17 protein-coding genes and 1 pseudogene are annotated in these 19,753 nt (G+C 59.7%); 8 read left to right on the top strand and 10 right to left on the bottom strand.

The genetic code is table 11. The features are described from left to right. Nucleotides 1–115: 115 nt before the first annotated feature. The 5 genes from KRR23_RS02610 to KRR23_RS02590 form a co-directional block, all read right to left on the bottom strand. A complete protein-coding gene (locus KRR23_RS02610; protein WP_216741215.1) occupies nucleotides 116–340 on the bottom strand; it encodes a hypothetical protein in 225 nt (74 codons plus the stop codon). A gap of 319 nt (nucleotides 341–659) precedes the next feature. Next, complete coding sequence (locus KRR23_RS02605) at nucleotides 660–2,024, bottom strand: heavy metal sensor histidine kinase (protein ID WP_216741214.1); 1,365 nt, start codon at nucleotides 2,022–2,024, stop codon at nucleotides 660–662. Next, on the bottom strand, nucleotides 2,014–2,691 hold the full coding sequence (locus KRR23_RS02600; RefSeq protein ID WP_216741213.1) for a heavy metal response regulator transcription factor: 678 nt from the start codon (nucleotides 2,689–2,691) through the stop codon (nucleotides 2,014–2,016). Before KRR23_RS02600 ends, KRR23_RS02605 begins: the two co-directional genes overlap by 11 nt. An 8-nt stretch (nucleotides 2,692–2,699) precedes the next feature. Continuing rightward, nucleotides 2,700–5,795, bottom strand: coding sequence for a multidrug efflux RND transporter permease subunit (locus KRR23_RS02595; RefSeq protein ID WP_216741212.1), 3,096 nt, complete (start codon nucleotides 5,793–5,795; stop codon nucleotides 2,700–2,702). After that, nucleotides 5,792–6,961 (bottom strand): efflux RND transporter periplasmic adaptor subunit, encoded by a 1,170-nt coding sequence (locus KRR23_RS02590; protein ID WP_216741211.1) that lies wholly within the window; start codon nucleotides 6,959–6,961, stop codon nucleotides 5,792–5,794. Before KRR23_RS02590 ends, KRR23_RS02595 begins: the two co-directional genes overlap by 4 nt. A gap of 211 nt (nucleotides 6,962–7,172) precedes the next feature. On the opposite strand from KRR23_RS02590, the gene KRR23_RS02585 reads away from it, so the two are divergent. Beyond that, nucleotides 7,173–7,418, top strand: coding sequence for a hypothetical protein (locus tag KRR23_RS02585; protein ID WP_103319149.1), 246 nt, complete (start codon nucleotides 7,173–7,175; stop codon nucleotides 7,416–7,418). A 23-nt stretch (nucleotides 7,419–7,441) separates the two neighbouring features. Here KRR23_RS02585 and KRR23_RS02580 read toward each other — a convergent pair whose 3' ends face one another. From KRR23_RS02580 to norR, 4 genes are all read right to left on the bottom strand, one after another. After that, nucleotides 7,442–8,191 (bottom strand): YkgJ family cysteine cluster protein, encoded by a 750-nt coding sequence (locus KRR23_RS02580; protein WP_216741210.1) that lies wholly within the window; start codon nucleotides 8,189–8,191, stop codon nucleotides 7,442–7,444. A gap of 183 nt (nucleotides 8,192–8,374) precedes the next feature. After that, complete coding sequence (locus tag KRR23_RS02575) at nucleotides 8,375–8,857, bottom strand: N-acetyltransferase (RefSeq protein WP_216741209.1); 483 nt, start codon at nucleotides 8,855–8,857, stop codon at nucleotides 8,375–8,377. A gap of 3 nt (nucleotides 8,858–8,860) precedes the next feature. Next, on the bottom strand, nucleotides 8,861–9,769 hold the full coding sequence (locus tag KRR23_RS02570; RefSeq protein ID WP_054595729.1) for a chemotaxis protein CheV: 909 nt from the start codon (nucleotides 9,767–9,769) through the stop codon (nucleotides 8,861–8,863). A 246-nt stretch (nucleotides 9,770–10,015) separates the two neighbouring features. Then, nucleotides 10,016–11,572, bottom strand: coding sequence for a nitric oxide reductase transcriptional regulator NorR (gene norR, locus KRR23_RS02565; RefSeq protein ID WP_216741208.1), 1,557 nt, complete (start codon nucleotides 11,570–11,572; stop codon nucleotides 10,016–10,018). Nucleotides 11,573–11,730: 158 nt separating this feature from the next. On the opposite strand from norR, the gene hmpA reads away from it, so the two are divergent. Then, nucleotides 11,731–12,912: an NO-inducible flavohemoprotein gene (gene hmpA, locus KRR23_RS02560; RefSeq protein ID WP_216741207.1), complete on the top strand. Its 1,182-nt coding sequence runs from the start codon at nucleotides 11,731–11,733 to the stop codon at nucleotides 12,910–12,912. Nucleotides 12,913–13,185: 273 nt separating this feature from the next. After that, complete coding sequence (locus KRR23_RS02555; protein ID WP_301542396.1) at nucleotides 13,186–13,695, top strand: disulfide bond formation protein B; 510 nt, start codon at nucleotides 13,186–13,188, stop codon at nucleotides 13,693–13,695. A 497-nt stretch (nucleotides 13,696–14,192) separates the two neighbouring features. Here KRR23_RS02555 and KRR23_RS29350 read toward each other — a convergent pair. Beyond that, nucleotides 14,193–14,483: pseudogene (locus tag KRR23_RS29350) on the bottom strand (hypothetical protein). Between the two features lie 27 nt (nucleotides 14,484–14,510). Here KRR23_RS29350 and cyoA point away from each other — a divergent pair. Genes cyoA through cyoE form a run of 5 tightly spaced genes read left to right on the top strand, consistent with a single transcriptional unit; the run spans nucleotide 14,511 to nucleotide 19,357 of the window. Next, nucleotides 14,511–15,455, top strand: a complete 945-nt coding sequence (gene cyoA, locus KRR23_RS02550) for a ubiquinol oxidase subunit II (RefSeq protein WP_123425050.1) — start codon at nucleotides 14,511–14,513, stop codon at nucleotides 15,453–15,455. Nucleotides 15,456–15,458: 3 nt separating this feature from the next. Next, on the top strand, nucleotides 15,459–17,489 hold the full coding sequence (cyoB, locus tag KRR23_RS02545; RefSeq protein ID WP_216741206.1) for a cytochrome o ubiquinol oxidase subunit I: 2,031 nt from the start codon (nucleotides 15,459–15,461) through the stop codon (nucleotides 17,487–17,489). 3 nt (nucleotides 17,490–17,492) lie between these two features. Then, a complete protein-coding gene (locus KRR23_RS02540) occupies nucleotides 17,493–18,119 on the top strand; it encodes a cytochrome o ubiquinol oxidase subunit III (protein ID WP_054595735.1) in 627 nt (208 codons plus the stop codon). After that, nucleotides 18,120–18,458, top strand: coding sequence for a cytochrome o ubiquinol oxidase subunit IV (gene cyoD, locus KRR23_RS02535; protein WP_216741205.1), 339 nt, complete (start codon nucleotides 18,120–18,122; stop codon nucleotides 18,456–18,458). Between the two features lie 11 nt (nucleotides 18,459–18,469). Further along, nucleotides 18,470–19,357 carry a heme o synthase gene (gene cyoE / locus KRR23_RS02530; RefSeq protein ID WP_019693532.1) on the top strand — a complete coding sequence of 296 codons (888 nt, stop codon included), beginning with the start codon at nucleotides 18,470–18,472 and terminating at the stop codon, nucleotides 19,355–19,357. Nucleotides 19,358–19,753 lie beyond the last annotated feature (396 nt).

Here is a 19,753-nt window from a genome sequence, read left to right as displayed (position 1 = left end):
GGAATGCCTGACAAATACACAACGAAAAAAAGCCGCTGATAGCAGCGGCTTGAAGACAACTTCTCAAGGGAAAGAGCCCTGAGAAGTGTCGAGGGAAACTGAGTGGTGTTGCCGATCAGCTGTCTTTTTCAACCTGTGGTTGAGCCTGGCTGGCTGATGTCTGCCGGGTTTGCTCAGACTTCTGTGCTTTTGCGGTCAGTTCAGCCTGGGCCTTGTCGAAGGCTGCGGCACGCGCAGCATTATGCGCGACAAATGCCGGCGATTCTTCAGCCATGGCAAAGGGAGACAACAACAAGGACGACAAAACGAAAGCGCTGGCAATACCCGTACTGTTGGACATCTTGAAAACCTTCTTGCTTGGCAAGTGCTGTTTGGTGTGGCCAAGGTAAAGGTCTTGGGGGGGTGGGAAAAAGAGCGGATTGGATAAAGGACTGTTGCATCAAGAGCAACAGTAGGTGGTTTCTACAGTGAGGGGAATTCTGCCGGTAAGCGCTTCTGTGGCGAGGGGGCTTGTCGGAACGCCGCACCGCCCCGTTCGGCTGCGAAGCAGTCGTAAAACCAGCATGTGCGGTGTGCCTGACGATTTGCGGTTACTTGTTTTGGGGCCGCTGCGCTGCCCAACGGGGGCAAGCCCCCTCGCCACAGGGAGTGGCGGGGAATCAAATCGGCAAATAAATCCCGAACGTATTCACGCCGTTATCGCTGCGCACAAACACATTGCCGCCGTGCATCAGCGCAATCGCCTTGACGATGGCCAGCCCCAGTCCATGGTTGGCGCCGCTGTTGCTGCGTGAGGCGTCGACCCGGTAGAAGCGCTCGAACAAGCGCGGCAGGTGTTCGCTGGCGATGGGTTCACCGGGGTTGGTGACGCCGATACTGACCTGATGCTCCTGAACATCGATCTGCACCCGAATGACCTGGCCGGGAGCCGTGTGTTGCACGGCGTTGTTCAACAGGTTGATCAGCGCCCGGCGCAGGTGGGCGATTTCGATTTGCACCTGGGCATCGCCGCTGACCTGAACCTTGACCTGGGCGTCCTCGAGGATGAAATCCAGGTAGTCCAGAGTGGTGGCGACTTCGTCCGCAAGCGAGGTGGTGGTCAGTTTGGTGGCCTTGCTGCCCTGGTCGGCGCTGGCCAGAAACAGCATGTCGTTGATGATCGAGCGCAGCCGTTCGAGTTCTTCGAGGTTCGATTGCAGCACTTCGAAGTAGTGTTCCGCCGAGCGCCCACGGGTCAGGGCAACCTGGGTCTGACCGATCAGGTTGGTCAGCGGCGAGCGCAGTTCGTGGGCGACATCGGCGTTGAATGATTCAAGTCGCGTATAGGCTTGCTCGACCCGCTCCAGCGTCGAGTTGAACGAGCTGACAAACTGATTGAGTTCTGGCGGCAGCGGCGACAGTTGCAGCCGTGAGGACAGCAACGGCGGTGCCAGTCGTTGAGCTTCCTGAGACAACTTGATCAACGGCTTGAGGCCGATTCGCGCCACCCAGTAACCCAGCGCCGAGGCCAGCAGCACACCGATGATTGCCAGGCTGATCAAGGCGATCAGCAAGTGATGTTGGGTCTCATAGAAGGTTTGCGTGTCGATGCCGATCATGAAACGCAGCGGTGGACGCTGGTCCTTGGCCGGAAACTGACTGACCAGCACTTTCATCGGATAGGGCTGACCCGGCAGTTGTACGTCGCGCTTGCCGGTTGGCCCTTGCGCCAAGGCACGGATCTGCGGGGTGATGTTACCGTACTCGTAGTTGGCATCGCCGCTGATGATCCAGAAACTGATGCGCTTGTCCTCTTCGCTAAGCAGGTTGAGTTTGTTGTTGATCTTCACCCAGTGCTCTGGCGTACCAAAGCGCCCGACCGTGGATTCGAGCACGCTGTAACGCGCATCCAGTTCGGCTGCCGGCAACAGCGCCAGGCCTTTTTCGACCTGTTGATACAGCGCCCAACCGATCAACAGAAACACCAGCGCCGCCACCAGCGTGAACATGCCGCTCAGGCGCAGGGCGATTGAATTACGAGGCACTGCGGCTCTCCAGCACGTAACCCATGCCGCGAATGGTGTGCAGCAATTTCTCTTCGAACGGCCCGTCGATTTTGGCGCGCAGGCGTTTGATCGCGACTTCGACGACGTTGGCGTCGCTGTCGAAATTGATGTCCCAGACCATCTCGGCAATTGCGGTTTTCGAGAGGATTTCACCCTGACGCCGGGCCAGCACGCTGAGCAGCGAGAACTCCTTGGCGGTCAGGTCCAGTCGCGTGCCGGCACGGGTAGCCTTGCGGCTGATCAAGTCGACCCACAGGTCGGCGATGGTCACTTGCACCGGCTCATGGCCGCCGCTGCGGCGGGTCAAGGCTTGCAGGCGTGCGACCAGTTCGAGGAACGAGAAAGGTTTGCCCAGGTAATCGTCGGCACCGTCGCGCAGGCCTTTGATCCGGTCTTCGACACGTTCGCGGGCGGTCAGCATGATCACCGGGGTCTGTTTGCGGGCACGCAGGGCGCGCAGCACACCGTAGCCGTCGAGACCCGGCAGCATCACGTCGAGGATGATCACCGCGTAATCGTTTTCGAGCGCCAAGTGTAAACCTTCGACGCCGTCCGGGGCGCGGTCCACGGTGTAACCCTGTTCGGTCAGGCCGCGGTACAGATAATCCGCGGTTTTCTCTTCGTCTTCGATAATCAGAACGCGCATGACCCGCCTCAGTGTGTGGTCGCCAGCGCAGGCGCTGGTGTGGAGCGATGGAACACCCGCTCAAGCCATAAGTATATGACTGGCGTGGTAAACAGCGTCAGCGCCTGGCTGACCAGCAGACCGCCGACCACTGAGATCCCCAGCGGTTGGCGCAGTTCGGCGCCGGTGCCGTAGCCGAGCATCAGCGGCAGGGCGCCGAGGAGGGCGGCGAGGGTGGTCATCATGATCGGTCGGAACCGCGTGAGGCATGCCTCGAAAATTGCTTCTTGCGGGGACAGCCCGCGATTGCGCTGGGCGTCGAGGGCGAAGTCGATCATCAGGATGCCGTTCTTCTTGACGATACCGATCAGCAGCACCAGGCCGATCAGCGCCATGATCGAGAAGTCCTGGCCGAGGATCCACAGCAATATCAAGGCGCCGAGGCCAGCGGAAGGCAAGGTCGAGATGATCGTCAGCGGGTGCACGAAGCTCTCATAGAGCACGCCAAGAATGATGTACACCGCCACCAGCGCCGCCAGAATCAGCCACGGCTGGCTGGCCAGCGAACTCTGGAACGCCTGGGCTGCGCCCTGGAAATTACCGTTGACCGAAGCCGGCATGCCGATGTCGTTCTTCGCCTGATTGAGCAAAATCACCGCATCACCCAAGGCCACGCCGGGCGCCAGGTTGAACGACAGGTTGGCGGCCGGGAACATGCCGTCGTGGGCGATGGACAACGGGCCGATGGTCGGCGCATCGAAACGGGCCAGCGCCGACAACGGCACCATCTCGCCACTCAGCGGCGAGCGCAGGTAGAAATAGGCGAGGCTTTCGGCCTTGCCGCGCTGGCGGGTGTCGAGTTCGAGAATGACGTTGTACTGGTTGATTTCGGTCTGGAACTCATTGACCTGCCGTTGGCCGAAGGCGTCATAAAGCGCTTCGTCGACATCGCTGGCGGTCAGCCCGAAACGCGCTGCAGCGGCACGGTCGATGTGGATGTGGGTGATGCTACCGCCCAGTTGCAGGTCGTTGGAAATGTCGCGGAATGCCGGGATGCTGCGCAGTTTTTCGGTCAGGCGCTGGGTCCAGAGGTTCAGCGTCGGGCCGTCGTTGCTCTTGAGCACGTATTGATACTGGGCGCGGCTGGGGCCGGAGCTGAGGTTGATGTCTTGCCCGGCGCGCAGGTACAGCACGATGCCCGGGACCTTCAGCAGTTGCGGACGAATCCGGTCGATGAAGGCGCTGGCGGACACATCGCGATCGCCGCGTTTTTTCAAGGAGATCCAGAAGCGCCCGTTGGCGATGGTCTGGTTGCTGCCGGAAACGCCCACCGAATGGGAGAAGGTTTGCACCGCCGGGTCGGCGGCGACGATGTCAGCCAGGGCCTGGTGCTTTTTCACCATCTCCGGAAACGACACGTCGGCGGCGGCTTCGGTGGTGCCGAGGATAAAACCGGTGTCCTGTATCGGGAAGAAACCTTTGGGGATAAACACGTAGCCGGCAACCGCCATGCACAGCGTCAGGCTGAAGATCCCCAGCATCAGTTTCTGATGGGCGAGGGCGCGGCGCAGTGCTCGTTCATACAGCGCCAGCAGGCGCTCCCCGAAACCGGGTTTGGCATGGGCATCGTGTACCGGCGCGCGCATGAACAGGGCGGCCATGGTCGGTGCCAGGGTCAACGACACCACCACCGAAATCATGATGGTCGAGGTGGCGGTCAAGGCGAACTCCTTGAACAACCGGCCGACCACACCGCCCATGAACAGCAGCGGAATAAACGCCGCCACCAGCGAGAAGCTGATCGAGACCACGGTAAAGCCGATTTCGCCAGCGCCCTTGATCGCCGCCTCGCGCATGCCGTCGCCGGCCTCCAGATGACGGTGGATGTTCTCCACCACCACAATCGCATCGTCGACCACAAACCCTACGGAAATGACGATCGCCACCAGCGTCAGGTTGTTCAGGCTGAAGCCCATGATGTACATCAGCGCGATACTGGCGATCAGCGAGACCCCGAGTACGCTGGAAACGATCAGCGTCGCCGACCACTGGCGCAGGAACAGCGCCATCACCGCGACCACCAGCAGGACCGCGATCAGCAGGGTGACTTCCACTTCATGCAGCGAAGCGCGGATGGTCTGGGTCCGGTCGATCAGCACGTTGACCTGTATCGACGCCGGGAGCATGGCTTGAAGGCCCGGCAACGCGGCTTGAATCCGGTCCACGGTGTCGACGATGTTCGCACCCGGTTGCCGCAGGATCACCAGGTTGACCCCCGGCCGATCGCCAGACCAGGCCTGGACGTAGGCGTCTTCCGAGCCACTGACCACGGTGGCGATGTCCCGGAGCTGGACCGGTGCGCCATTCTTGTAGGAGACGATGAGCTGACCGTACTCATCGGGATGGAACAGCTGATCGTTGGTCGATAGCGTGGAAATGCTCGACTCACCGTACAACGCACCCTTGGCCAGGTTGAGACTGGTTTTCTGAATGGCCAGGCGCACATCGGCCAGGGTCAGGCCGATGGCGGCGAGTTTGTCAGCCGAGGCCTGGACCCGGATCGCCGGACGTTGCTGGCCGGTGATGTAGATCTGGCCGACGCCGTCGATCTGGCTCAGTTGCCGCGCCAGCAGGGTTTCGGCGTAGTCGCTGAGTTCGGTGCCGGGCATTTGCGTCGAGCTGACGCTGAGGATCAGCACCGGGCTGTCGGACGGGTTGACCTTGCGCCAGGTCGGCAGCGTCGGCATGTCCTTGGGCAGTTTGCCGGCGGCGGTGTTGATCGCGGCCTGAACTTCTTGCGCGGCGGTGTCGATGCTTTTGTTGAGGGTGAATTGCAAGGTCAGGTTGGTCGAACCCAAGGCACTGCTGGAGGTCATCTGGGTCATGCCGGGGATGGCGCTGAATTGCACCTCCAACGGCGTCGCCACCGACGAAGCCATGGTGTCGGGGCTGGCGCCGGGCAACTGCGCGGCGACTTGAATGGTCGGGAACTCGGCTTCCGGCAACGGGGCGATCGGCAGACGCGGGAAGGCGATCAGCCCGAGCAGCAACAGGGCGAAGGTCAGCAGTGCCGTGGCGACCGGATGGTCGATGCACCAGGCCGAAATGCCGCCATGGACTTTCATGGCTGTTGCTCCACCGCAGTGCTTTGCGTGAGCGCTGGAGGCTCGCCGAGAATCCGCACACTGGCCCCGGGCTTGAGCCGCGACTGACCATCGCTGACCAGCACATCACCGGTCTGTACCCCCGTGATGATGTTCAGTCCACTGTCCTGATAAACCATTTGCACCGGAACGGATTCGACCTTGTTGCCGTTGACCCGGTAAACGAAATGCTGATCCAGCCCGCGCTGGACCACAGACGGCGGCACCACCAGCGCATGCTTGTCGAGGGCGGTCTGGATCTTTAGGGTCACCAGTTGCCCCGGCCAGAGTTTTTGCCCGGCGTTGCTGAATTCGGCCTTGGCGCGAATGGTCCCGGTGTTGGCATTGATCTGGTTATCGATGAGCGTCAGGTGGCCTTCGCCGAGCAAGTCGCCGGTCTGGCCATTGGTGTCGGCGCCGAGGTAGGCATTCACGTCAGCCGGCGGAGTTGCGCTGATCAGCCGTTGCAGCGTCGGCAGCATTTGCTGTGGCAGGGAGAACTCGACGGCAATCGGGTCGATCTGGGTGACCGAGAACAACCCCTGGGTATCGCTCATGCGCAGGAAGTTGCCTTCATCCACGGTGCGAATACCGACGCGACCCGTCACCGGCGAGCGAATCTGTGTGTAGGAGAGCTGCACCTGCGCCGCATCAATCGCCGCCTGATTGCGCTGCGCCGTGGCTTTCAACTGATTGACCAGGGCTTGTTGCTGGTCGTAAGTCTGCTTGGAAACCCCGTCATCGACGCTCAGCAATTTGTAGCGTTTGAGGTTGACCTCGGCGACTTGCAACTGCGCCTGGTTTTCGCCCAATTGCGCACGGGCCTGGTCGAGGCTGGCGCGGATCGAGCGATCGTCGATAGTTGCCAGCAGGTCACCGGCCTTCACCAACTGACCCTCCTTGACCAGCAGCCGGGTGAGGATGCCGTCGATCTGCGGACGAATAACCACGCTGTGCAACGACAGCACCGAGCCAATCGCGCTGACATAGCGCGGTACGTCGCGTTCGACGACGCTGACCACCCGCACCGGAATCGCGCTGGGGGCCGAGAGTTTGCTCGTCGTCGGTTTGAGCGCAACGCCAATGGCCACGGCAGTGACCGTCACCAGCAACGCGGCGATCAGCAGTTTTTTTCCTGGAATGGGCATGAGCATCGAACGCCGGGGCAAAAAGACGGAGAATAATGGCCTAGTTATAGTCCTTCGTTGCGGTCAGCAGGGTGACGGCTAACTGACAGGGCTGTCAGCAAAGGTGACCATTCATGCGTCGGGAGGTTAAAGATCATGGGCGCGCAGGTATACTGCCGGCCTTTCGCGGCCCACCCATCGGGCCCGACTCACTGTAACACCCGGAGCATTCATGACTTCCCCGATACAAGCGCCTGCTGCTGACGAACAGGCTGACCTGCCAGACAGCGTCGACTCCAGCGCCGACAGCGAAACCAAAGCGGCGATTCCGGCCTTCAAATTCCCGTTCAAACCGGGCGAGTTGGCCTCCGCCAAAAACGCCAGTCAGCCGTGGTACAAGAACGGTGCCAAGAACGGCCACACCAAGGTCCCGGGCGCAGCGCCTCCTGGCACCCGTCGCTCGATGGGCAAGCGCTGAGTCGTCCCTCTCCGTTATAAATCTCAGGCCGCGCGCAACGAGATAAACGCATAGTTCAGCGGCTCTGCCGTGACCACGTTCGCGCCAGCGGCCTGCACTTGCTCAGCGATGTCGTTGCCCGACACATGGAACAGCCATTCACCGGCCGAACCCGGCAACGGCGCTGCCTGAACCTGATCAATCGCCGAGGCAAACGCCGCCATGTCCGGAAGGTAGGCGGTGAACCCGTCACCCTTGAGCGCCGTGGTGCGAATCCCCAGAAGTTTGCAAATCGCTTCCTTGGCCTGAACATCGTCGCGGTCTGCCTGACGCGAGCGCTGGATCAGGTCGGCCAGCGCCTGATCAACCAACTGACCGCCGACAATCAACGCAGGACCTTGCTCCCACGATTCGGGCGGGCAGTCCTTGGCGGTTGGCGTCAGGGGAATGTGCGGATTGATTTCCATCGGGTAGATGCGGCACACCAGCGGCCGGCGCTCATAGATGCGGCAGAGGTTGTCTTCGTCAAGATTCCGGCAGCGACCGGCGTTGTATGCAGCGAAGGTAATCGCTACGTGGGCCTGGGTTGCACCGCTGGGCACCACTACGGAACGGCGTTCGGCGTGCTCGCGTTGCAAGGCCGGAAGGCCCAGGCCATTGCCGAGAAAACCTTCCACCAGCACGATCACGGCACCGCCGTCAGCCGCCCACATCCGGGCCTCGGCGAGGGTCAGGGGCACATGGTGGTCGGTGCAGCACTTGCCGCAACCTACGCAGGAAAACGTCGTATTCATTAGGCGACCGGTCACATTCCAGAGGCGTCAGCGATGACGGAAAACCACCGCGAGGGATGCTGCCAAAGCAAGTTGCACGCCAGTCAGGACACACCGAATTCCATTCGGTGACATACCTGTGATGGGTCTTCAAAACCTGTAGGAGCCAAGCTTGCTCCGGGCGGCGTTCCGACGATAGCGGCCTCAGTCTGGAACAAGCTCCCGGCGGACGACACGCATTCCAGCGCTTTCATACAGCCGCTGAGCCCGATGGTTGTCTTCCAGTACTTTCAGGTCAACAAACCCTTCGCGGCGCTGTTGAAACACACTGAAGGTATGCAACAACAAGGCTCGTCCCAAACCTTGACCCTGAGCCCGTGGGTGCACCACCAGATTCTTGATGTAGGCGCTGGTCCAGCACTGGGCCACGCCGACAATGCCTTGAGGGTCCGAGGCGATAAAACACAGCGCCGGGTCATATTCCGCATCGCTTTCAAAGCGCTCGCGCCACACCTCTAGCGCCGGTACTCGACCGCCGCCGTGCTGATAACCCTGCTCCATCAGTTGATGAACCGCTTCGGCCAGCTCGGGGCGGTATTGGTTCAGCACAATGCCTGGAGGCCAGGCAATGGCGGGCAACACTCCAGCGAGGTCGCGCCGCAGCAGCAGGCAATACTCTTCAGCCAAGGCTCAATGACCTTGTTCTTGCTGCGCGACAGCTTTTGCGGCGGTGATCAGGCATTTGGTCAGCTCTGGCGAGGAGAACTTGGTCAGCACCGCGTTCGCCCCGGCCAGACGGGCTTTTTCGCTGTTCATCGCACTGTCCAGCGAGGTGTGTAGCAGGATGTAGAGGTGGGAAAAGTCCGGGGTTTCACGCAAGGTCCGGGTTAAGGCGTAACCGTCCATCTCGGACATCTCGATGTCCGAGACAATCAGGTTGATCTGCTGTGCAGTGCCTTGCAGGTCCAGCAGGCAGTCGATGGCTTCCCTGGCGCTGCGTGCGGTGTGGCATTGCAGGCCGAGGTTGCGCAGGGTGTGTACCGATTGTTGCAGCGCCACCTGGCTGTCATCGACCACCAGAATGCGTGCGTTGCCCAGTACTTCGGCGTCTTCCATGCTCAGCTCGGTCGGGGCTGTTTCGATCTGTGCCGGGGCGATGCCGTGGATGACTTTCTCAATGTCGAGCACCTGCACCAGCGTGCCGTCGACCGAGGTCACGCCGGTGATGTACGCGCGCACGCCGCCGGAGCCGTAGGGTGGTGGGCGGATGTCGGTGGTCAGGCAATGGACGATCTTGCTCACCGCCTGAACGTGCAGGCCCTGTTTGGAACGGCTGACGTCGGTAACGATCAGGCAGCCACCGTCCGGGTCTTCCAACGGCCGCTCACCGATCGCCCGGCTCAGGTCGATGACCGATAGCGAGGTTCCGCGCAGGGTGGCGATGCCTTTGACGTGCGGGTGCGACTCCGGCAGCCTGGTCAGCGGCGGGCAGGGGATGATTTCACTGACTTTCAGCAGGTTGATCGCCATCAGCTTGCCACTGCGCAAGGTAAAGAGCAGAAGCGAAAGTGAATCTGCGCGGGCTTTGTTGGAGGACATAAAAACCTTCTGTGGAAAGGTGATGGGCGATTGTAGGACCGCCAGCAACTATTGATATCGGGTTATCGACGTAAGCGGGGCAGGCTTTAATGCCAAACGGCAAACCCTGTGGCGAGGGGGCTTGCCCCCGCTCGACTGCGCAGCAGTCGCCAAATCGGTACCTGTGTACTGTCTGTTGCAATGTGGCGACTGATTTGGGAGCGCTTCGCACTCCAGCGGGAGCAAGCTCCCTCGCCACATTGGTTGTTATTTCATGCCCAACCGCTTGGCCATCCGCCCAAGGTTCGCCCGATCCAAGCCTAGCTCACGGGCGGCGCTGGCCCAGTTGTTTTGATGGCGCTCAAGACACGCGGTGATCAACTGGCGTTGATAGTTTTCGGTGGCCTGCCGCAGGTCGCCGAACACTTCAACGGTGGGCACCGGTTCAATGCTCACTGGCGCAGGAGGTGTTTCAAGGGGCGTGTGGGGCAAGTCCAGATCCGCCGCGCTCAGGCTGAGAATCTTCGGCCGTTCCCGAGAGTTGCCCAGCGCTTTCAACGCGCTGCGACCAATCAAGTGCTCCAGTTCGCGGACATTGCCCGGCCAGCTGTAGGCCAGCAATGCCGCTTGGGCGTCGCTGCTCAGGCGTAGGCTGTTGAGGCCCATCCGCGAGCGGTTCTGCTCAAGAAAGTAACCGCTGAGCAGCAACACATCCCGACCGCGATCACGCAGCGCCGGCACCAGTAACGGGTAAACGCTCAGGCGATGGTAGAAGTCGGCGCGGTAGCGGCCGCTGCGGACCTCGAAGGCCAGGTCACGGTTGGTCGCGGCGATCAGGCGCACGTCGACCTGATGCTCCTTGTCCGAACCCAGGCGCTGTAACTGACCGCTTTGCAGCACACGGAGCAATTTGGCCTGCACCGCCAGCGACAACTCGCCCACTTCATCGAGAAACAGCGTGCCGCCATTGGCCAGTTCGAATTTGCCACGACGGTCGTTCAGCGCCCCGGTGAAGGCGCCGCGCACATGACCGAACAATTCGCTTTCCACCAACGTGTCAGGCAGCGCGGCGCAGTTGAGGCTGATGATCGGTTTGTCGGCACGCGGTGAAGCGGCGTGGATCGCCTGGGCCACCAGCTCTTTACCGACCCCGGTTTCGCCGGTGATCAGCACCGTCAGGTCACTGCCGCCGACCAGGTTGATCTCTTCCACCAAGCGCTTGTGCGCTTTGCTCTGGCCGATCATTTCACGGCTCTGCTGACCGCTGGCCTGGCGATAGACCTCGGCGCGCTGGTGCTCGTCTTCGGCGCGATTGGCCAGCCGTTCGATGCGTTCGGCGGCGTTGACCGTGGCGGCGGCGAGGCTGGCAAAGGCTTGCAAGGCGTCCAGTTCGATTGGCTCGAAGCGCTCCGGGTCCAGTGCGTCGAGGGTCAGCAAGCCCCACGGACGCTCATCGATAAACAGCGGGCAGCCCATGCAGTCGTGGACTTCCAGGTGATCGCCATGGCCGTCGACCAAACCGTCATAAGGATCGGGCAAGGTGCTGTCGCTGGGGAAGCGCGTCGGCTCCGGGCGGCTGAGCAACGCTTCAAAGCGCGGGTGTTCGCTGACCTTGAAGCGCCGGCCGAGGGTGTCGGTGCTCAGGCCATCCACTGCCAGCGGCACCAGCCATTCACCGTCGAGTCGCAGCAGGGCGGCGGCATCGCAGGGGAGCAGGGCGCGCATGGCTTCGAGCAGGCGGCGGTAGCGCTCGCCTTCGGGCAGTTCGCGGGAAAGGTCGGAGACCAGCGGCAGCAACGCGGTGAGCAAGGGTTTTGCAGTCATATTGACTCCATGTAGTCGAGGTGACTATAAATCCGCTTGTGTCGTTATGACTACATGTTTATTAACTTATTGATTTATATGGTTTTAATTGTTGGCACGGAAACTGAAGCATCATGGGTAGAAAACTATAAACCCAGTCGTTCAGGAGTACCCCCTTAATGCTTAGCGCTCAAGACCGTGCCATCGTCAAATCCACCGTACCGTTGCTGGAAAGCGGCGGCGAAGCCCTGATCACGCACTTCTACCGCATGATGCTCTCCGAGTACCCGGAGGTTCGTCCGCTGTTCAACCAGGCGCACCAGGCCAGCGGCGACCAGCCACGGGCTTTGGCTCGCGGAGTGTTGATGTACGCACGGCACATCGATCAGCTCGACCAGTTGGGCGACCTGGTGGCGAAGATCATCAACAAGCACGTTGCCCTGCAAATCCTGCCGGAGCATTACCCGATTGTCGGCGCCTGCCTGCTGCGGGCGATTTGCGAAGTGCTCGGTGACGAGATCGCCACGCCAGAAGTGATGAGCGCCTGGGGCGCCGCCTACAACCAACTGGCCGATATCCTGATCGGCGCCGAAACCGCGATCTACGACCAGAAGGCCGCAGCGGTCGGCGGCTGGCGTGGGGCGCGGGAATTCAAGTTGGCCAAGCGCGTGGAAGAGAGCGCGGAAATCACCTCGTTCTACTTTGAACCAGCGGACAAGGGACCGATCCTCGCGGCAGAACCGGGTCAGTACATCGGCATGAAACTGATCCTCGATGGCGAAGAGATTCGTCGCAACTACTCGCTGTCATCCCTGGGCGACAACGGTCAGTACCGCATCAGCGTCAAGCGCGAAGAGGGCGGTCGTGCGTCGAATTACCTGCACGACCAGCTTCACGTCGGCGCGAGCATCCTGCTGTTCCCGCCAGCGGGCGAGTTCACCCTGTCCGCCAGCGACAAGCCACTGGTGCTGATCAGCGGCGGCGTCGGTATCACGCCAACCCTGCCGATGCTTGAAGCGGCGCTGGCCACCGAGCGTCCGGTGCACTTTATTCACTGTGCGCGTAACGGTGGCGTGCATGCCTTCCGCGACTGGATCGACGACCTGGCCGAGCGTCACCCGCAACTCAAGCGTTTCTACTGCTATGCCGAGGATGACGGTGTCAGTCCGGCGGCGGACAAGGTCGGGCTGTTGAGTCAGGAGCAGTTGGCGGACTGGTTGCCGCAAGAGCGCGACCTGGATGCCTACTTCCTCGGCCCGAAAGGTTTCATGGCCGCGATCAAGCGCCACCTCAAGGCCTTGGGTGTTCCAGAGAAGCAGAGCCGCTACGAGTTCTTCGGCCCGGCTGCGGCGCTGGAGTAACTCTCCCACCTGATCGTTCCCACGCTCCTGCGTGGGAATGCCTCAATGGACGCTCTGCGTCCGCTTTGCGACGCAGAGCGTCACGGGCTGCATTCCTTTGCTGCGCGTGGGAACGATCATCTTCAGGATCGATTTGCACATTCTGTTTGAAAGTTAATCCCTTCTTAACCCGCTTATCGTCTATTCCCAGATATCCACCGGCACGTGCCGGCTCTCAAAGGTCAGAGCCAGCGTGTAGACTTGCGGGCAATAGATAGTCAGAAGGGAAACGCGATGAACGAGGAAATGATGCGGTTGGGCCGTGAGCGGCGCTTCCTGGTGTTGCTGGGCATCATCTGCCTGGCGCTCATCGGCGGCGCGCTGTACATGCAAGTGGTGCTGGGCGAGGCGCCATGCCCGCTATGCATCCTGCAACGCTATGCGCTGTTGCTGATTGCGATCAGTGCCTTTATCGGTGCCGCCATGCGCAACCGTCGCAGCATCACTGTGTTCGAAGGGCTGGTGGTGATCTTCGCCCTCGCGGGCGCTGCAGCGGCTGGGCATCACGTCTATACGCAGTTTTACCCGGCGGTCAGTTGCGGCATCGATGTGCTGCAACCGATTGTCGACGGCTTGCCGCTGGCGAAGATCTTCCCGCTGGGTTTCCAGGTCGACGGTTTCTGCGAGACGCCGTACCCGCCGATCCTCGGCCTGTCGCTGGCACAGTGGGCGCTGGTGGCCTTCGTGTTGACCGTGGTGCTGGTGCCGCTGCTCATTTCGCGTAACCGCAAACACCTGAACTGAGGCTTCTCGCCGCAGCCAAAGGCCTTGAATAAAGCGCCCCGGACCTCGAAAAGAGGCCGGGGCGCTTTGCGTTTCAGCGGGTCTGTCAAAGGATCGTGACGCGCGACAAAGAAGGGTGCGGCACGTGTGCGACATGTTGTCACAGCCAAGGTGTCGCAACTCATTTCAAAGACGATTGTCGTCGCTGAAACTGACAGGGAATTTACCTTGCTGACGGACCTCTCCGGAAGCCAGCAAATGCGTTGCAGCAGGCAGTTTTAACAGGCTCGGACGAATGGCTAAAGGCCTTGTGACAAGGGGGCTTGCGCGAGGTCGGCGATGCTTCGAGAGGGGCTGAAGCTGTCTGAACTGCGGACGGTGGAGCTGAATTTTTGGGGGTTGTTGTTGAGAATTCATCTCGATATCGTGGATAATCTTTGCAGATTTCGTTAATGATTGTTGCGGTATCCGATAAAAATTATTTCGAGTTGAGACATGGTTTATACAACGGTACATATCTACAATCGCCCGCACTGAAATTCCGGGGCGGCACTCTCCTTGGCACAAGGGGTGGTCGTGGGGCTGTAACGGGCTTCATTCGACGCCAGGTGTCGGCGCCTTTCAACTATCCGCACCAAATGGAATTGGTCTGTAACAAGGCCTTTGACCACGAATTCGAATAAGAACTCACCGCTAGCCCAGGATGTGTCGACCAGCGTTTAGCGCGCGACGGGCAAGCCCTTATTCAATCCAAGAAAAATGCCAACCCTTGGCAGGGTGAAGTGTTGGCGATCAAAACCCAACTGCATTGCGCAAGCTGCTTTAGAGGTCGTGAGATGAGTAAAAACAGGTACCCCAGACTACTAGGCTTATTGCCGCTGCTCGGCACGCTGTTGCTGGGAGGCTGCAACATGACCCTGCTCGATCCCAAGGGCCAGGTCGGCCTGGACGAGCGCAACCTGATCATCACCGCAACGCTGCTGATGCTGTTGGTCGTGGTCCCGGTCATTGTCATGACCTTCCTGTTCGCCTGGAAATACCGCGCTTCCAACAAGGACGCCGTCTACACCCCGAAATGGTCGCACTCCACCAAGATTGAAATCGCGGTGTGGGCTGTCCCCGTGCTGATCATCATTGCCCTGGGTTACGTCACCTACAAGTCGACCCACGCCCTGGACCCTTACCGTCCGCTGGAATCCGACGTCAAGCCGATCACCATTCAAGTGGTTGCGATGGACTGGAAGTGGCTGTTCATCTACCCGGAACAAGGCATCGCCACCGTCAACAAGATGGTGTTCCCGGCCAACACGCCAGTGAATTTCAAGATCACCTCCGACACCGTGATGAACTCGTTCTTCATTCCGGGCCTGGGCGGTCAGATCTACGCGATGGCGGGCATGGAAACCAAGTTGCACCTGATCGCCAATCAGAATGCCGAGTTTGACGGTATCTCCGCCAACTACAGCGGTGCTGGCTTCACTGGCATGAAATTCAAAGCAATCGCCACCTCTCAGGCAGATTTCGACGCCTGGGTCAGTGATGTCAAGAAGGCACCTAAACAGCTTGAAAAAGCTGAATACGAAGCCCTTTCCAAACCAAGCCAGAACAACCCGGTTGAACTCTACTCCTCGTACGCGCCGAACCTGTTCCAGACCATCATCGACAAGTATGAAGGCATGAAACCGGGCAAGCCGATGCACCACGAGAAGGAAGAGAAGGAAGTGGCCGGTATGGAAGGGATGGACATGAGTTCGCATTCAGCTGCCGGGGCAGAGGAGTAAACGATGTTTGGTAAATTAAGTTGGGAAGCGATCCCGTTCCACGAGCCGATCGTGATGGTGACCATCGCCATGATCGCGCTCGGTGGTCTGGCGGTATTTGCTGCAATCACCTACTTCAAGAAGTGGACCTATTTGTGGACCGAGTGGCTGACGTCGGTCGACCACAAGAAAATCGGCGTGATGTACATCATCGTTGCCATGATCATGCTGCTGCGTGGTTTTGCCGACGCCGTGATGATGCGTTCCCAGCTGGCCCTGGCCACTGAGGGTTCGCCTGGCTACCTGCCACCTGAACACTATGACCAGATATTCACCGCTCACGGTGTGATCATGATCATCTTCATGGCGATGCCATTCTTCACCGGCCTGATGAACCTTGCAGTGCCGCTGCAGATCGGCGCGCGTGACGTTGCCTACCCGTTCCTGAACTCCCTGAGCTTCTGGCTGCTGGTTTCCGGCGTGGTACTGGTGAACGTGTCCCTGGGTGTCGGCGAATTCGCCCGTACCGGTTGGGTTGCGTATCCACCGCTGTCGGAACTGGGCTACAGCCCGGGCGTGGGTGTGGACTACTACATCTGGGCATTACAACTGTCCGGACTGGGAACGACATTGACGGGGGTCAATTTCCTGGCCACCGTGCTGAAAATGCGTACCCCAGGCATGAAAATGATGGACATGCCGATCTTCACCTGGACCTGCACCTGGGCCAACGTTCTGATCGTCGCTTCCTTCCCGATCCTGACCGCTACCCTCGCTTTGCTGACGCTTGACCGTTACATGGATTTCCACATTTTCACCAATGAACTTGGTGGCAATCCAATGATGTACGTCAACCTGTTCTGGGCCTGGGGTCACCCCGAGGTTTACATCCTGATTCTGCCGGCGTTCGGGATCTTCTCCGAAGTCATCTCGACCTTCTCCGGCAAGAAACTGTTCGGCCACCACTCGATGATCTACGCCAGCGGCGCGATCTCGATCCTTGGCTTCATGGTTTGGCTGCACCACTTCTTCACCATGGGTTCGGGTGCCAACGTCAACGCCTTCTTCGGTCTGGCGACGATGCTGATTTCGATCCCGACCGGGGTGAAGCTGTTCAACTGGCTGTTCACCATTTACCAGGGCCGTCTGCGTTTCACCAGCCAGGTGCTGTGGACCCTGGGCTTCATGGTGACCTTCGCCATCGGCGGCATGACCGGCGTACTGCTGGCCATCCCGGGTGCTGACTTCGTACTGCACAACAGCCTGTTCGTGATCGCGCACTTCCATAACGTGATCATCGGCGGCGCCGTGTTTGGCTACATCGCCGGCTTCGGCTTCTACTTCCCTAAAGCGTTCGGCTTCAAGCTGCACGAAGGTTGGGGCAAGGCAGCGTTCTGGTTCTGGATCTCGGGCTTCTTCGTCGCGTTCATGCCGCTCTATGTACTGGGCTTCATGGGCATGACCCGTCGTCTGAACAGCACCACCAACCCTGAGTGGACGCCATACCTGCACGTGGCAATGGTCGGTGCGGTACTGATCGCCTTCGGTATTGCCTGCCAGTTGATCCAGTTGTACGTGAGTATCCGTGATCGCAAGCTGCCGCAGAACATGTGCGAAGCCGGCGACCCGTGGAATGCCCACACGCTGGAATGGTCGACTTCGTCGCCACCACCGTTCTACAACTTCGCTGTACTGCCGAAAGCCGAAGGCATCGACCCGTTCACCGAAGCCAAGGAAAACGGTACTGCGTACAAGGCTCCGGCCAAGTACGAGCCGATCCACATGCCAAACAACACCGCGACCGGTCTGGTCATGGGTGCTCTGTTGACCGTGTTCGGTTTCGCGATGATCTGGCACATCTGGTGGATGGCTATCTTCGGCCTGGCTGGCACCGTGATCTATTTCGTGATCCACGCTGCCCGTGATGATCAAGGCTACATGGTGCCGGTCGATGTGATCGAGCGCATTGAAGCCGAGCAGCACAAGCGTCTGGTTGCGGCCAAAGCGATTCCGGCCACCGCCACCCGTGTTGAAACCTCGTTGGAACAGGCTTAAACCATGTCGAACTTAGTGACCAATGTTGGACACGCCCATGGTCATGACCATGGGCACGATGACCATCACCACGACTCGGGCGAGATGACCGTATTCGGTTTCTGGCTCTACCTGATGACCGACTGCATTCTGTTTGCGTCGATCTTCGCGGTGTACGCGGTACTGGTAAACAACGTAGCCGGTGGCCCGTCGGGCCACGACATCTTCGAACTGCCCTACGTGCTGGGCGAAACCGCCTGCCTGTTGCTCAGCTCGATCACCTACGGCTTCGCCATGCTGGCGTTGTTCAAAGGCAAGAAGACTCAGGTGCTGGGCTGGTTGGCCATCACCTTCCTGTTCGGTCTGGGCTTCATCGGCATGGAGATCAACGAGTTCCATACGCTGATCTCCGAAGGCTTCGGTCCGAACCGTAGCGGCTTCCTGTCCGGGTTCTTCACTCTGGTCGGCACTCACGGTCTGCACGTGACCAGTGGTCTGATCTGGATGGCGATCATGATGTATCAGGTCCAGAAAAATGGCCTGACGGCGACCAACAAGACCCGTCTGAGCTGCCTGAGCCTGTTCTGGCACTTCCTGGACGTAGTGTGGATCTGCGTATTCACCGTTGTTTACCTGATGGGGACTCTGTAAATGGCTAACGCAGCTCACTCACACGATAGTCACGACGCCAGCCACGGCAGCGTCAAGTCCTACGCTATCGGCTTCATCCTGTCGGTGATCCTGACCATCATTCCTTTCGGCCTGGTGATGTACCCATCCCTGCCGAAAGCCATGACCCTGTGGATCGTACTGGCCTTCGCAGTGATCCAGGTGCTGGTGCACCTGGTGTACTTCCTGCACCTGGACCGCTCCGCCGCCCAGCGTAACAACGTGATTGCGTTTGTTTTCGCGGCGCTGGTTATCGTCCTGTTGGTCGGTCTGTCGCTGTGGATCATGTACAGCATCCATTCCGTCATGATGGCGCACTGAGGAAAGTCCGGATGTCCTTAAAGCACTTTATCCAAATCACCAAACCGGGGATCATTTTCGGTAACGTGCTTTCTGTGGCAGGCGGGTTTTTCCTGGCCTCGAAAGGGCATGTCGATCTGGCCATTTTCCTGGCTGCGATGATCGGCACGTCCCTGGTGGTCGCGTCGGGTTGCGTGTTCAACAACTGCATCGACCGTGACATCGACCTGAAGATGGAACGCACCAAGAACCGCGTGCTGGTGCAGGGCTTGATCTCCCTGAAACTGGCACTGGTTTACGCGACCGTCCTGGGTGTCGCTGGCGTGGCCTTGCTGTATCGCGTGGCCAACCCGCTGGCGGCGTTGTTCGCGGTGATCGGTTTTGTCATCTACGTCGGTTTCTACAGCCTGTACCTCAAGCGCAAGTCGGTTCACGGCACGCTGGTGGGCAGTCTGTCGGGGGCGATGCCGCCGGTGATCGGTTATGTCGCGGTGAGCAATAGCTTCGACATGGCGGCGCTGACGCTGCTGGTGATGTTCAGCTTGTGGCAGATGCCGCATTCCTACGCGATCGCGATCTTTCGCTTCAATGATTACCTGGCGGCATCGATTCCGGTGTTGCCGGTGAAGCGCGGGATTCAGGTGGCGAAGAAGCACATCCTGCTCTACATCCTGGCGTTCCTGGTCGCGACCTTGATGTTGACGTTCAGCGGTTACGCTGGCATGAGTTATCTCGCGGTTGCGGCGGCGATGGGCATGTACTGGTTGTACATGGCCTGGACCGGCTACAAGGCGGTGGATGACACGGTTTGGGCACGTAAGCTGTTTGTGTTTTCGATTTTCACCATCACGGCGTTGAGCGTGATGATGTCGCTGGATTTCAAGGTGCCGACTGAGTTGTTGCTGACTTACGCGCCTTAAGGTTTTGCGGTTGTATAAAAAGCCCCGCCTTCGAGAGAAGCGCGGGGCTTTTTATTGCCCCTGATTTACCTGTAGGAGCCGAGCTTGCTCGCGAAGACGGCCTGACAGTCGACCAATCTCCCGCAGATGTACATCAATCCATTGTGGGAGCCGGGCTTGCCCGCGATGGCGGCCTGACAGCCGACCAACCTCTTGCAGGTGTACATATCCATTCCTGCGGTAACGGCCACTTAGGGTTTCGCCTGACGGCGACTCACTTTTCCAAACGACGAAAAGTAAGCAAAAGTCTTCGCCCCAAGCGTACGGCACCTCGCCTAGGCTCGGCGTTCCCTCGCTCCGGCATTCATCAGGGGGCATCGCCTACGGTCTGCTTCGCGACGACCTCCTCTCGATGTG

The sequence above is a fragment of the Pseudomonas sp. CVAP#3 genome, from assembly GCF_018986375.1.
Taxonomy (GTDB): Bacteria; Pseudomonadota; Gammaproteobacteria; order Pseudomonadales; family Pseudomonadaceae; genus Aquipseudomonas; species Aquipseudomonas helvetica.
This window is presented reverse-complemented; position numbering and strand designations above follow the sequence as displayed.

What these genes read in the sequence shown, in the direction of transcription:
- KRR23_RS02610 (WP_216741215.1), bottom strand. Translation starts at nt 340, where the DNA reads ATGTCCAACAGTACGGGTATTGCCAGCGCTTTCGTTTTGTCGTCCTTG.
- KRR23_RS02600 (WP_216741213.1), bottom strand. Translation starts at nt 2,691, where the DNA reads ATGCGCGTTCTGATTATCGAAGACGAAGAGAAAACCGCGGATTATCTG.
- KRR23_RS02595 (WP_216741212.1), bottom strand. Translation starts at nt 5,795, where the DNA reads ATGAAAGTCCATGGCGGCATTTCGGCCTGGTGCATCGACCATCCGGTC.
- KRR23_RS02590 (WP_216741211.1), bottom strand. Translation starts at nt 6,961, where the DNA reads ATGCCCATTCCAGGAAAAAAACTGCTGATCGCCGCGTTGCTGGTGACG.
- KRR23_RS02585 (WP_103319149.1), top strand. Translation starts at nt 7,173, where the DNA reads ATGACTTCCCCGATACAAGCGCCTGCTGCTGACGAACAGGCTGACCTG.
- KRR23_RS02580 (WP_216741210.1), bottom strand. Translation starts at nt 8,191, where the DNA reads ATGAATACGACGTTTTCCTGCGTAGGTTGCGGCAAGTGCTGCACCGAC.
- KRR23_RS02570 (WP_054595729.1), bottom strand. Translation starts at nt 9,769, where the DNA reads ATGTCCTCCAACAAAGCCCGCGCAGATTCACTTTCGCTTCTGCTCTTT.
- norR (WP_216741208.1), bottom strand. Translation starts at nt 11,572, where the DNA reads ATGACTGCAAAACCCTTGCTCACCGCGTTGCTGCCGCTGGTCTCCGAC.
- hmpA (WP_216741207.1), top strand. Translation starts at nt 11,731, where the DNA reads ATGCTTAGCGCTCAAGACCGTGCCATCGTCAAATCCACCGTACCGTTG.
- KRR23_RS02555 (WP_301542396.1), top strand. Translation starts at nt 13,186, where the DNA reads ATGAACGAGGAAATGATGCGGTTGGGCCGTGAGCGGCGCTTCCTGGTG.
- cyoA (WP_123425050.1), top strand. Translation starts at nt 14,511, where the DNA reads ATGAGTAAAAACAGGTACCCCAGACTACTAGGCTTATTGCCGCTGCTC.
- cyoB (WP_216741206.1), top strand. Translation starts at nt 15,459, where the DNA reads ATGTTTGGTAAATTAAGTTGGGAAGCGATCCCGTTCCACGAGCCGATC.
- KRR23_RS02540 (WP_054595735.1), top strand. Translation starts at nt 17,493, where the DNA reads ATGTCGAACTTAGTGACCAATGTTGGACACGCCCATGGTCATGACCAT.
- cyoD (WP_216741205.1), top strand. Translation starts at nt 18,120, where the DNA reads ATGGCTAACGCAGCTCACTCACACGATAGTCACGACGCCAGCCACGGC.
- cyoE (WP_019693532.1), top strand. Translation starts at nt 18,470, where the DNA reads ATGTCCTTAAAGCACTTTATCCAAATCACCAAACCGGGGATCATTTTC.